At 35.7% G+C, this 12,927-nt stretch carries 10 protein-coding genes; all 10 read left to right on the top strand.

Annotation, left to right across the window (positions count from 1 at the left end):
* The first annotated feature begins 1 nt into the window (after position 1).
* The 10 genes from DICTH_RS09395 to DICTH_RS09440 all read left to right on the top strand — a co-directional run bounded on the left by DICTH_RS09395 (position 2) and on the right by DICTH_RS09440 (position 12,927).
* Positions 2 to 1,444 (top strand): hypothetical protein, encoded by a 1,443-nt coding sequence (locus DICTH_RS09395; protein ID WP_012548116.1) that lies wholly within the window; start codon positions 2 to 4, stop codon positions 1,442 to 1,444.
* 165 nt (positions 1,445 to 1,609) lie between these two features.
* Positions 1,610 to 3,439, top strand: a complete 1,830-nt coding sequence (locus DICTH_RS09400; protein WP_012547263.1) for an ABC transporter substrate-binding protein — start codon at positions 1,610 to 1,612, stop codon at positions 3,437 to 3,439.
* Between the two features lie 130 nt (positions 3,440 to 3,569).
* On the top strand, positions 3,570 to 4,601 hold the full coding sequence (locus DICTH_RS09405) for an ABC transporter permease (protein WP_012547103.1): 1,032 nt from the start codon (positions 3,570 to 3,572) through the stop codon (positions 4,599 to 4,601).
* Between the two features lies 1 nt (position 4,602).
* A complete protein-coding gene (locus DICTH_RS09410; RefSeq protein ID WP_012547951.1) occupies positions 4,603 to 5,445 on the top strand; it encodes an ABC transporter permease in 843 nt (280 codons plus the stop codon).
* Between the two features lie 5 nt (positions 5,446 to 5,450).
* Complete coding sequence (locus DICTH_RS09415) at positions 5,451 to 6,446, top strand: ABC transporter ATP-binding protein (RefSeq protein WP_012547387.1); 996 nt, start codon at positions 5,451 to 5,453, stop codon at positions 6,444 to 6,446.
* Positions 6,447 to 6,457: 11 nt separating this feature from the next.
* The gene (locus DICTH_RS09420; RefSeq protein WP_012548219.1) at positions 6,458 to 7,282 is read left to right on the top strand and encodes an ABC transporter ATP-binding protein; all 825 of its coding nucleotides are present in this window, start codon (positions 6,458 to 6,460) and stop codon (positions 7,280 to 7,282) included.
* Positions 7,283 to 7,364: 82 nt separating this feature from the next.
* Positions 7,365 to 9,614: a glycoside hydrolase family 3 C-terminal domain-containing protein gene (locus tag DICTH_RS09425; protein ID WP_041723615.1), complete on the top strand. Its 2,250-nt coding sequence runs from the start codon at positions 7,365 to 7,367 to the stop codon at positions 9,612 to 9,614.
* 93 nt (positions 9,615 to 9,707) lie between these two features.
* Positions 9,708 to 10,115, top strand: a complete 408-nt coding sequence (locus DICTH_RS09430; RefSeq protein WP_012548578.1) for a hypothetical protein — start codon at positions 9,708 to 9,710, stop codon at positions 10,113 to 10,115.
* Entirely contained in the window at positions 10,105 to 11,154 is a 1,050-nt protein-coding gene (locus DICTH_RS09435; protein ID WP_012548587.1) for a DUF362 domain-containing protein, read from the top strand. Before DICTH_RS09430 ends, DICTH_RS09435 begins: the two co-directional genes overlap by 11 nt.
* A 57-nt stretch (positions 11,155 to 11,211) precedes the next feature.
* Entirely contained in the window at positions 11,212 to 12,927 is a 1,716-nt protein-coding gene (locus DICTH_RS09440) for a beta-N-acetylhexosaminidase (protein WP_012548003.1), read from the top strand.

A 12,927-nucleotide genomic window follows, 5' to 3' on the forward strand; every position in this document is an offset into this window, starting at 1 on the left:
TATGTCTTGGTGGCTAAAATATCCCACATTGATATTATTAGAAGATATACAGAAAGTGACTAATATAGAGATACCAGAGAATATCAAAGAGATTAAAAATCATATCTTTAATATCCTAAAAGAAGAATTTATTAAAAAAAGCTGTGAAGTAATTACATGGAAAGAGAACACAGACAAAAAACTAAAAAATAATTATGCAGTAATAATAAATCCAGTATTTTTAGGAAAATTAGATGAGAAAATTGAAGAAGTATTAAAAAACAACAAAATCTCGGAGAAAAGCAAAGTTTTGAGGGAATATCTTCCTGAAGTAAATCCCCCTTTCGCTATTAGTATTGGAAGGGAAATATGTAAGAAATTAGGAATATTTCCCGAACTCCACCCTAATTTTATAAATTTAATATTTATTGAGGACAATATAAATTTTCACCTTTTATCTTCAAAAACAAAAATTCAATTCATAAGATTCCTAATGGCAAAATTAGGAGCCTTCAAGAATATTATTGTTCCCTATAAAAACGGAAATATTGCCCAAAACAAAGTTATATTAGGAACATTAGAAGGAGGACATCCATCTTTAGACCTTAAAGAATTAGCAAAAAGGCTTATGGTTTTCGGATCTTGCAAAGAAGTAGGAGGTTATGAAGAGATAGATTGGGAGATAAAGAAAGAAATATGGCAAAACTCTAAAATTGTAAATAGCATGATAAACCTGGGGAATTTTTTAGGAGAAAAGAAATTACTCTCTGAACCTGTAGAGATAAAGGATTTAGTAAAAGATGAAAAACTTCTAAAGCTTATCGTAAGACTTGTAAATTACTCACGTCAAGCAGAAGGAGCCTTTATAGCTTTTGAACCTGAAATAAAACCCCCTCAAGAGTTTAATCTTATGAATGGTATATTTATAGTTACCTGTTCAGGAAAATATGGTACAGTAAAAAGCAATCTATCTTACAAAGATTTAGCCCCCATAATTCCTCTCAAAAATGGAAAGGTGGGATTAATTAAAAAAGAAAAAGAAGAAAATCTTGGCCCCTCTGTGGAGGCAGAAGAATTCACATTACCTTTACTAAATATAAAAACAAAAATTGACCTCTATCCTCCCATAATAGGAGTTGTACACCTACATCGAGGATATAAGATAAAACAGTTCTCTACAAAATTTTTCGAAATTCCCATAGATATAAAAGATTATCCTCCGGTAGGATGTGGGGTAGATCTAATGCAAGAAATGAGCAAATATGCCATGAAAAAGGCAGTAGAACTTTGGGAAGAGAAAAAGAAACTACCTTATTTTGCTTTATTTTATGTGCCTAACCATGGAACGAATATATTTATATTTCCAAAGGACAATCTCAATATTTATGAAGATCCCTTTTACTATTTCAAGGAAGCTATAAATTTGGAAGAGGTCGTTTTCATAGAAGATGTACCTCAAGTATAACTAAGAGTTTTAGTAATTTTTTGCATAAAGTTATTAAAAAATTTTAATAATTTCAAATTGAAATTACCCCCTTTACAAAATTGTTTCCTTATGATATTATTCTTTACACGAAGGACCTGGAGCATGGTCCAGATATAAATTTACCCCAAAACAGGAGGTGTAAAAATGAGGGGTAAAGTTTTAGGGGTATTTTTAACAGTTTTACTTTTAACTCTCTTACTTGTACCTTCCACATTAGGACAGGTTTCTTTACCACGTAATGAGACCGTTTATACCGTTGGAGCTCTCTGGTCTGCAACCACTTATAGTTTATATGCACCATCTTCCACCTACGGTACTGAGCACTTCATGTATATGCCACTTTTCATCTACAGCAACATGAAAGATGGATGGCTTCCAGTACTTGCAGAGTCCTTCACAGCAGTTAACAAGAGAACACTAAGGGTAAAGATTAGAGATATTGCAAAATGGAGCGATGGAACACCAATAACTGCTGATGATGTAGTATTCACTTTTAATTGCACAAAAGAAGTAGGATTTGGACCTGGTAATGGATGGTGGGACTACATTCAAACCGTAAGAGCAATAGATGATAAAACAGTAGAATTCGTAATGAGACCAGATGCTCAAAACTATGCATCCTTCTTAGGTTATGCTTTCACTACAAGGATAGTTCCAAAACATGTATACGAGCCTCTATTAAAGAAAGGAGTACAAGCAGTAAAGGACTTTCAAAATGATGATCCTGCAAAACAAGTAGTTTCTGGACCATACAAACTCTATTATGCAGATCCCAACATTGTAGTATATGGAAGAATAGACGATTGGTGGGGCAAAGCAGTATTTGGACTTCCTGTTCCTAAATACATTGCTAACGTAATTTACAGAGATAACGCTGTAGCAAATTTAGACTTTGAGAAAGGAAATGCTGACTGGGCAGGGGTATTCATACCAGATGTAAGCTCTCTCTGGACTCAGAAGAAGCTCCCCATTGGAACCTGGTTCAAGAACAAACCATACTTCATGCCAGAGGGTGTTAATCTCCTCTACATTAGCTATTACAATCCATTACTTAAAGACCCTGCTGTAAGAAAAGCTATAGCTTATGCAATACCATATAAAGAAATGCTTGATAAGGCATACTTTGGTTATGGTAACCAGGCTCATCCATCAATGGTAATAGATGTGTTCGAATCATACAAAGAATACATCGATCAAGCCTACGCAAAATATGTATGGGGTTCACCCGATGGAAAACCAAAGACTGATCTTAAGAAAGCAAACGAGATACTGGATAAGGCTGGATACAAGAGAGGAAAAGATGGTATAAGAATAAGCCCAGATGGTAAGAGAATGGGTACCTTCACCATACAAGTTCCAAGTGGTTGGACTGACTGGATGATGATGTGTGAAATGATGGCAGCAAACATGAGAGCAATCGGACTCGATGTCAAGACAGAATTCCCAGACTACTCTGTATGGTGGACCAGATGGACTCAAGGAACCTTTGATTTCATCCTTGGATGGTCTGCAGGTCCTGGATTTGATCATCCATGGAACGTATACAGATTAGTATTAGACCCAGCCCTTTACAAACCATTTGGTCAAGATCAATATGGTAACTTTGAAAGATATAATAATCCAGAAGTTGGTAAGATCTTAGATAAGATTGCAGCAACTCTTGATCCAAAGGTAAAGAAGACACTATTCTATCAATTACAAAGAATAATCTACAGAGATCTACCAGCAATTCCACTCTTCTATGGTGCTCACTGGTACGAGTACAACGAGACTGTATGGACTGGATGGCCCAATGAGAGCAGACCATGGTGGTTCCCAGCTGCTCCTTGGAGCAACATGGCACTTCCTGTGCTCTTTGGTATAGCACCAAAAGGACAAACACCTAAAGTGCCAACTTGGGTAGAGTTAAAAGCAAAGGGTGGGCTCCTTATACCAACAAACGACGTTCTCAACGCATTAGCAAAAGCAAAATAGTCTTAGGAAGATTTTAATGGACCATGCTCTAAGGTCCTAATGTAAAGCCAGAAATATAAACCCCCCGGGCTTTCCGGGGGGTTATTTAGTTAGGAAATTTAAAGGAATGCAAAAGGAGGCTTAAGAGTAAATGCCAAAAACAGCCATGAAACCCTTCCTAAAGTACATAGGTCGAAGACTCTTCTTCCTAATTCTCACCTATTTTGTAGCAATCACTATAATATTCATACTACCAAGAGCTATTCCAGGAAATCCATTAGCAGTTCTTCTCCAACGTATAGCAGTACAGGGAGCAAGCAATCCAGAAACTATATCCAACGTACAAAAAACCATGATGGAAGAATTTGGGTTTAATAAACCTCTTCATGTTCAATACTTAAGTTTTTTAGGACGTCTTTTCAGAGGAGATCTCGGAACATCTATTCACTACTATCCAAAAAAATGTATCGATGTTTTAGCTCCCTTTATTCCATGGACTTTATTCTTGCTGATACCTGCAACCCTAACTGCCTGGATTATTGGAAACACCCTTGGAGCAGTAGCTGGAAATAGGAGAGGGACATGGATTGATAATATAGTATTAAACTCTTCTCTCGTAATTAGCCAAATCCCCTATTATTGGTTAGGAATGCTTCTCATTTATTTATTCGCTGTGAAATTAAATATTTTTCCCAACCAAGGTGGATACTCTCAAGGACTAATTCCAAGTTTTTCCCTTACTTTTATTCTTGATGTACTTTATCATTACATTCTTCCATTCCTCTCCATAGTAATTGCTGCTATAGGAGGCTGGGCTATTGGAACAAGACTCCTGGTTATATATGAATTAGATGCAGACTACACTGTTTTTGCTGTAAATTTAGGTATGAGAGACCGTACTGTTTTCAAATATGTATTTAGAAATATATTGTTACCCCAGATTACTGGTTTAGCCCTTAACTTAGGTTCTGCCCTGGGTGGTGCCCTAATAACGGAGCTTATTTTTAACTATCCTGGAACAGGATACATTCTTTTTAGAGCCTTAAGTACCCTTGATTATCCATTAATTCAAGCTATTTTTGTCATCTTAATTGTGGCTATATATTTAGCCAATTTTATTGTTGATTTTGTATATGCCATTGTGGATCCAAGAATAAGATTAGGACAAGGAGAGGGAAGCTAAAATGTGGAAAGAAATGATAAGACCATTATTTAAAAGCCCCAAATTTATAGTAGGCATAACCATTTTCTTATTAATTGTTTTAATGGCTATATTAGGTCCTATTGTTTATCCCAAGGATCCTAATTCCTTTGCAGGAATGCCAGAACAACCTCCAAGCAAACAGTATCCATTAGGAACCGATACCTATGGAGGAGATCTATTAGCAAAAGTTCTAAATGGCACAAGGTCATCTCTATATATAGGATTTTTAGTTGCAATTATCTCTATGAGTATAGGACTTCTTGTGGGAACCTTTTCTGCTATAAAAGGTGGGGTTGTTGATGACCTTTTGATGGGACTTACTAATATAGTTCTAACAATACCAAGTATTCTTCTTGCTATACTTATTGCTAGTTATCTAAAAGTAAGAAGTTTAGAAGTTATCGCAATAATATTAGGAATACTTTCCTGGCCATGGTTTGCAAGGGCTATACGTGCTCAACTCATGAGCTTAATAAACCGAGAGTATGTATATCTCTCCAGACTTGCAGGATATGGAGACTTTAGAATTGCTATAGAAGACCTAATCCCTGCAATTGCAACATATACCTTCATGGCCTTTATCCTCTTTATTAACGGTGGTATATTAGGAGAGGCAGGATTAAGTCTTATTGGATTAGGACCTACAAAAGGCGTAACCTTAGGAGTAGTTCTTCAGTGGGCAGTGTTGATGGAAGCAATAAGAAGAGGACTTTGGTGGTGGTTTATTCCCCCTGGCGTCATTATAGTTGCCCTCACTTCTTCTCTATTAATAATCACTACAGCAATGGACGAAGTATTCAATCCAAAGTTAAGAGAGAGGTGATAAAAATGAAAGGAACTTTGATAATTAGCTTAGATAACGTAAAAGCTTACTATGCAAGAGGAGATGCTTATGTAAAAGCAGTAGATGGAGTTACCCTAAATGTATACAAGGGGGAAGTAGTGGGTATTGTAGGAGAAAGCGGATCAGGAAAGTCAACTCTTTCCAACGTGATGATAATGAATATTAAAAAACCCCTAACTTTTATTGATGGAAAGGTAACTTTGAACGTAGGAGCAGACTTTTTAGAATTAAATAAAATGCCAAGACAAGAACTCCAAAAAATTATTTGGGGAAGAGAAACCTCTATAGTCCCTCAATCTGCTATGAATGCCCTCATGCCTACTAAAAAGATAAGAGACTTTATATCGGATTTAGTTAAAGACCACTTCGAAAGAGCTCTAAATGAGGAAGAAATAATAGAAAGAGCAAAACAAAGATTTACTGATGTAGGAATAAGCCCTAATGACATATATAGATATCCTTTTGAACTTTCGGGAGGAATGAGACAAAGAGCTGTAATAGCCATCGCAACTCTTCTAAATCCAAGGCTTCTTATATGTGATGAGCCTACATCTGCTTTAGATGTAGCAAATCAAAAGTTAGTATTAAAAACCTTGGAACAACTTAGAAGAAGAGAAATTGTCGAATCCATTGTCTTTATAACCCACGATATCGCTACAGTAAGACAAATTGCAACCAGAATGGTGGTTATGTATGCTGGAAAAATAGTCGAAGTTAGCCCCGTAGAAGATATTATTAAAGAACCATTACATCCTTATTCAAAAGGTCTACTACTTTCAGTAGTGACCCCTGAGCCTGAGATTAAAAAACGTGGAATATCATACATCCCAGGAACTCCTCCTGACCTTGCTAATCCTCCCGTAGGATGCAGATTCCACACAAGATGTCCTTACAAGATGCCTATCTGTGAAGAACAAGAACCTCCCCTTAAGAAGGTAGATACCAATAGAGAAGTAGCATGTTTTCTATTTAATAAATGAGGTGAGAGAAGATGGCACTGTTAGAAGTTAAAAATTTAAACAAAATATATGAGGTTGGCTTATTCGTAAGAAGACAGGTTCATGCTGTAAAAAATGTAAATTTCTCTGTAGAAAGAGGAGAAATAATTTCCCTTGTGGGAGAAAGTGGCTCTGGAAAAACAACCACCGCAAAAATGATATTAAGAATTGAAAAACCAACATCAGGGGATATCATTGTAGAAGGCATAAATGTATGGAAAGACATAAAAACAGTGGAAGATAAGAAAAATTACTACAGAAAAGTGCACGCAGTATTCCAAGATCCCTTTGCAAGTTATAACCAATTTTACCCCATTGATAGAATATTACATCAAGCTCTAAGACTTATAGATGTAGATCCCCAAAATCCAAAATCAAAAGAATTAATAGAAGAGGCATTAAGGCATGTAGGATTAGAGCCTAAAAATATTCTTGGAAAGTATCCTCACCAGCTTTCTGGAGGAGAAAAACAAAGAATAATGATCGCAAGATGCTGGTTATTAAAACCATCTCTTGTTATAGCAGACGAACCTGTATCTATGATCGATGCATCAACCCGTGGTGGTATAATCAAACTCTTTGAAAATCTAAGAGATGAAGCAGGAACATCAGTCATATTTATTACCCATGATATGGGACTTGCTTATTATATTTCAAATCGAATATTCATAATGTATAAAGGAGAAATAGTAGAAACAGGAACACCTGATGAAATAATTTCTAATCCAAAGCATGATTACACTAAGAATCTTATTGGAAGTATACCGACTCTATATAAAAAGTGGGAAGATATAGGAGAACTTGAAACTCGAGTATAAAATTCCTTATAGAATAGAAAGGGGAGAGCAAACAAATTTCTCTCCCCTTTTTATTAGAATTATTAGTCAAGGAGGTAAACAAATGGAGAAGGATATTAAAAAGCTTATATCTCAAATGACTCTTGAAGAAAAAGCAAGTCTCTGCTCTGGACTTGACTTTTGGCATACAAAACCCATTGAAAGGCTTGGCATACCATCCATAAGAATGTCGGATGGTCCCCATGGACTTAGAAAAGAAGAAACTATGTTCAGCAAAACAGTACCTGCAACATGTTTCCCTACTGCAGTGACAATAGCTGCTTCTTGGGATAAGTTGCTTGCTGAAAAGATGGGAAAAGCCATAGGTGAAGAGTGTCAGGCTGAGAATGTACAGATACTACTTGGTCCTGGAATAAATATGAAAAGATCCCCTCTATGTGGAAGAAATTTTGAATATTACTCTGAAGACCCAATACTTGCAGGAGAGCTTGCAGCCCACTTTATAAAAGGAGTACAAAGTCAAGGAGTAGGAACCTCTCTTAAACACTTTGCTGCCAACAATCAAGAACACCGAAGACTTACTGTTGACGCTATAATTGATGAAAGAACATTAAGAGAAATCTATCTCACTGCTTTTGAAAAGGCAGTAAAAGAAGCAAAGCCCTGGACCGTAATGTGCTCTTACAATAAAGTAAATGGGACTTATGCCTCAGAGAATGAATTTCTCCTTACAAAAGTGCTAAGAGAGGAGTGGGGATTTGAGGGATTTGTAGTATCCGATTGGGGAGCAGTAAACGATAGAGTAAAAGGACTTGCTGCAGGACTTGATCTTCAAATGCCCTACGATGGCGGAAATGGAGATAAAAAGATTATAGAGGCAGTCAAAAGTGGTAAACTTCCTGAGGAAGTCTTGGACAGAGCAGTAGAAAGAATCCTTAAAATAGTGTTTAAAGCAATAGAGAATAAAAAAGAAAATGCCACATATGATAAAGAGGCTCATCACAAACTTGCAAGAGAGATAGCAAGAGAATGTTTTGTACTTCTTAAGAACGAAAATAATATCCTTCCTTTAAAGAAAGAGGGAAAGATAGCCTTAATAGGTGCCTTTGCTAAGAAACCTCAAATACAAGGAGGAGGAAGCGCTCATGTAAATCCTACCAGGGTAGACGATGCAGTAGAGGAAATAAAGAAACTTGTGGGAGATAAAGTAGAAATTCTTTATGCAGATGGATACCATATAGAAAAGGATGATGTAGATGAAAAACTTATAGAAGAAGCAAAAGAGATTGCCAAAAAAGCAGATGTAGTAGTAATTTTTGCAGGACTCCCTGAGAGATATGAATCGGAGGGATTTGATAGACCTCATATGAAGATGCCTGAAAGCCATAATAGATTAATAGAGGAAGTTGCAAAAGTAAATAGCAATCTTGTAGTTGTACTAAGTAATGGAGCTCCTATAGAGATGCCATGGGTGGATAAACCAAAAGCAATCCTCGAAACCTACAGAGGAGGACAAGCTTGGGGAGGAGCAGTAGCTGATGTACTCTTCGGAGTAGTAAACCCCTCTGGTAAACTTCCAGAAAGTTTTCCTAAGAAATTGAGTGATAATCCTTCTTACTTATTCTTCCCAGGAGAAGACGATAGATCAGAGTATAGAGAGGGTATATTTATAGGATACAGATACTATGATAAGAAAGAGATGGAAGTATTATTCCCCTTTGGCTATGGTCTTTCATACACTACTTTTGAATATTCTGATTTAAAACTTGATAAGAAAGAGATGAAAGATGATGAAGTACTCAAAGTTAGTGTAAAGGTGAAAAATACAGGAAAAGTAAAAGGGAAAGAGATAGTACAACTTTACGTAAGAGATGTAAAAAGTAATTATATAAGGCCTGAAAAAGAACTAAAAGGATTTGAGAAAGTAGAACTCGAGCCAGGAGAAGAAAAAGAAGTGGTATTTTATCTTGATAAGAGAGCCTTTGCCTTTTACAACATAGACATAAAAGATTGGTATGTGGAAGACGGAGAGTTTGAAATACTAATTGGAAAATCATCAAGAGACATTGTATTAAAAGATAAAGTATTCGTAAAATCTACCACAAAGATAAAAAGACATTACCATATTAATTCAACCATCGGGGACATCATGAGCGATCCAGAGGCATCTGCCAAGTTTAAGCACATATTAGAGCAATTTGCAAGTGCTTTCCCTGCCTTCTCTTCTGAAGAAGCAATTATGAATTTTGCAGAAATGATGAAATACATGCCATTAAGAAATCTCATTCATTTTGGACAAGGGAAATTTACAGAAGAAATGTTAGAAAACCTATTAAAAGAAATAAATAGCTAAAAATAACCTATTAAGATAGAAATTGATATAATAAGGAGGAGCCTTTTGGTCTCCTCCTTATTTTTTTAGATTTAAAAATAGGGGGTAATTAAAATGCAAGTTAAGGGAAGACCTGCAACTGTTTGGTTATCTCTCCCATCAGATCTTCTTGTAGGAGAAAGCACTTTAGAGGTAGAAGGAGACCTTCTTATAGAGAGAAGAAAAGTATTTTTTGAGGAAAGAAAAACCTATCTTCTTATTAAAGAAATAGAAGGGGTAGAAATAACCCAGAAGGGAGACAAGATATTTTCCTTTCTCTTCATGGCCTTTGTAGTAGGAAGACTATACATTCTATCTTTAATTTCTCTCTTAATATATCTCTTATGGAGGCCTACTTTTCTTATAATTCATGGTAAGAATTTGCAAATTGGAATCTCCATTCCCAGTAAAGATCTTAAACCCTACGAAGAATTTGCAGAATTTTTATTAGAAAAGAGGAGGGGGATAAATTATGAAAGATAAGAAAACATATCTTACCCTTGGTTTAGGTGCTCTTTTTCTAATTTCTCAAAGTTTATCAAAAGGACAGGATATCTTAAAAGAAAATTCCTTATTTAAAATCTCTGAAAAAAATAGGGTTTACATTGCCAAAAACAACATTGAACTAATAAATCAAGAAAAAAGAATCCCCGAAGTTGTAGATGTAGGAGTTGCTAAAGAAGAGAATATACGTAAATCAGTGAGAAAAGCAGTGGAACTTTGTGGAGGAATGAGCTTTATAAAGCCTGGAGATACTGTGTTGATCAAACCAAATGTTAATTCCAATGATCCCTATCCAGGCACTACAAACCCAGAAGTTTTAGCAGAAGTGATTGAAATGGTAAAAGAAAAAGGAGCGAAAAGAATAATTGTTGCAGACTCCTCAGGAATTCCCTGGCCCAATACTCTAAAAAACATGGAAACTACAGGGATATTGGCAGTTGCCAAAAAAGCAGGCATAGAAGTCTACTCTTTAGATAACATGGAATGGATTTGGGTAAAACCAGAAGGCTTAAAATATTGGAGCAGAGGCTTCAGAATACCAAAGCTTGTAAAAGAAGTAGATCATATCATAAATGTGGCAGTAGTAAAGACCCATTCTATAGCTGACTTCACAATGTCTTTGAAAAATTTTGTAGGATTCATTCACAGAGAGGATAGAATACTAATGCATAGCTCAAGATATCTAAAAGAGATGATTGGAGAATTAAATACCGCCTTTAGTCCCTCTTTAAACATACTTGATGCCTCAAAGGTTTTTGTAAGAGGAGGACCTGCAAAGGGAGAGGAAAGAGAGGTAGGAATGATTATAGCCTCTACTGATAGAATTGCCTGCGATATTACTGGCTTATCTTTATTAAAACTCCTTGGTACTACTCCAGAGATCCAAAATAAAAACATGTGGGAACATCCTCAGATAAAGAGAGCAATAGAACTTGGTGTAGGTATAAATAATCCTGAATTAATCAACCTAAAAACTTCTAATGTAGACAGGGAAAAACTAATACTAAGAATAAAATGAAGTTTATGCTATAATAAGTAAACAAAGATTACTATTTGAAAGGGGTTAAAGAAAAAGATGAATAAGATATTCATAGTGCCAGAGCCTAAAAGATTAGAGTTTAAAGGAAGATGGTTTGAATTTAAAGGCTTTGAAAATTTCCCAGAATTCTTAAGTCAAGAGTTTAAAGTTCCCAAGGGGAATTTAAGAATAAAAAAGATTGAAAAAGAAGGAAATGGTATAGAAATAAAAGAAAACGAGATATTAATATGGGGAGATGAAAATGTAGCCTATGCAACCCTTATTCAACTTTTAACGCAAAACCCCAATAAACTTCCAGAAGCAATAATAGAAGAAGAATTCTCTTTTAAATTCCGTGGCTACCATTTGGACATTGCACGAGGAGGAGTTCCTCATTTAAAGGAATTCAAGAGAATTTTAAGATGGTTATTCCTCCTCAAGTATAATTACTTTGCTATTTACTTTGAAGATCTCTTTCCGTGGGAAAAATATCCAGAGATTGGAGCCTTAAGAGGAAGACTTACAAGGGAGGAATTAAAAGAAATAATAAGCTATGCCCAAAAATTAAATATAGAGGTGTTTCCTTCTCTTGAGCTCTGTGGCCACATGGAAAATATTTTAGTGCTTCCTAATTTTATGAAGTTTAGTGAGTGGCATAGACCCGAAGAAGGATGTATAGACCTCTCTAATGAAGAAGCAAAGAATTTTACCTATGATCTTTTAGAAGAGGTAATAAATTTCTTCCCTTCAAAGTACATTCATATAGGTGGAGATGAAACCTGGGCTCTTGGAAGAGGACGAAGTCTTGATAAAGATGGAGTATTTAAAGGGCCAGAGCTTTTTGAGATGCACCATAGAAATCTAATCTACAAAGTAAAAGAAAAGGGAAAAATCCCCATGGTATGGGGAGATATGTTAACAGGCATGTATTTAAGAGAGGAAGAAAAAGAAAGATGGAAGATTGTGCTTGAAAGTGACATATGGGATGAAACCATAATAGCTAATTGGGATTATACTCACCTTCCTCAAGAACATTTCCTAAACAAGATAAATATGTTTGGTAAAAGAAAAGAAAGGGAGATTGCTTGTCCAGGGCTTTCCAATTGGAACAGATTCTATCCTAATTTTGATGTTGCTCTGGCCAATATCACAAACTTTCTAATTCCTGCCAAAAAGGAAAAACTTATTGGTTTTCTTCTTACTTCTTGGGGAGATGATGGGGCAGAATGCCTATACTCCTTCTTAGATCCACTCATATTGGCCACCATGGAAATAGCAGAGGGAAATAAAGATTGGGAAGAAAAATGGATCTCTTTAAGAGGTGAGAGTAGAGAGATTCTTGAAGTAAGAAAAACCTTAGGCCAAAACGACATAGCAGAAACCATTAAACATGTATTCTTAGGAGATCAGATGTATAGACATGCTACCGAACTATTAAAGGATAGAGAAAGAAAACCCACTGGAGATTTCTGGGCAGATTATTACCTGGAAATGACCAATCTTCTTTCCAATAAAGAAAAACTCAAAAAGAAATATGAAGAAGTTTTTGAGACCATTTCTCAGGCAAATCTACCTGAAGATTTGGCACTTATAAGAGATATGTTAAAGATTTCCATTGATAGAATTAATGGAAGATTAAAATTCTCAGAATTTGCCAGTTTTGGCAACAAATATGCTGAATTATGGCTCTCCGAAAGGAAAAAAGAAAATTTAGAGAAAGTAATAACCAAAGTCTATGGAGCAGGAGGAAGAGCAGATTTAGAAATCTATTAA

The organism is Dictyoglomus thermophilum H-6-12 (assembly GCF_000020965.1).
Taxonomy (GTDB): domain Bacteria; phylum Dictyoglomota; class Dictyoglomia; order Dictyoglomales; family Dictyoglomaceae; genus Dictyoglomus; species Dictyoglomus thermophilum.

What these genes read in the sequence shown, in the direction of transcription:
- DICTH_RS09440 (WP_012548003.1), top strand. Translation starts at nt 11,212, where the DNA reads ATGAATAAGATATTCATAGTGCCAGAGCCTAAAAGATTAGAGTTTAAA.
- DICTH_RS09430 (WP_012548578.1), top strand. Translation starts at nt 9,708, where the DNA reads ATGCAAGTTAAGGGAAGACCTGCAACTGTTTGGTTATCTCTCCCATCA.
- DICTH_RS09405 (WP_012547103.1), top strand. Translation starts at nt 3,570, where the DNA reads ATGCCAAAAACAGCCATGAAACCCTTCCTAAAGTACATAGGTCGAAGA.
- DICTH_RS09435 (WP_012548587.1), top strand. Translation starts at nt 10,105, where the DNA reads ATGAAAGATAAGAAAACATATCTTACCCTTGGTTTAGGTGCTCTTTTT.
- DICTH_RS09400 (WP_012547263.1), top strand. Translation starts at nt 1,610, where the DNA reads ATGAGGGGTAAAGTTTTAGGGGTATTTTTAACAGTTTTACTTTTAACT.
- DICTH_RS09425 (WP_041723615.1), top strand. Translation starts at nt 7,365, where the DNA reads ATGGAGAAGGATATTAAAAAGCTTATATCTCAAATGACTCTTGAAGAA.
- DICTH_RS09395 (WP_012548116.1), top strand. Translation starts at nt 2, where the DNA reads ATGTCTTGGTGGCTAAAATATCCCACATTGATATTATTAGAAGATATA.
- DICTH_RS09410 (WP_012547951.1), top strand. Translation starts at nt 4,603, where the DNA reads ATGTGGAAAGAAATGATAAGACCATTATTTAAAAGCCCCAAATTTATA.
- DICTH_RS09415 (WP_012547387.1), top strand. Translation starts at nt 5,451, where the DNA reads ATGAAAGGAACTTTGATAATTAGCTTAGATAACGTAAAAGCTTACTAT.
- DICTH_RS09420 (WP_012548219.1), top strand. Translation starts at nt 6,458, where the DNA reads ATGGCACTGTTAGAAGTTAAAAATTTAAACAAAATATATGAGGTTGGC.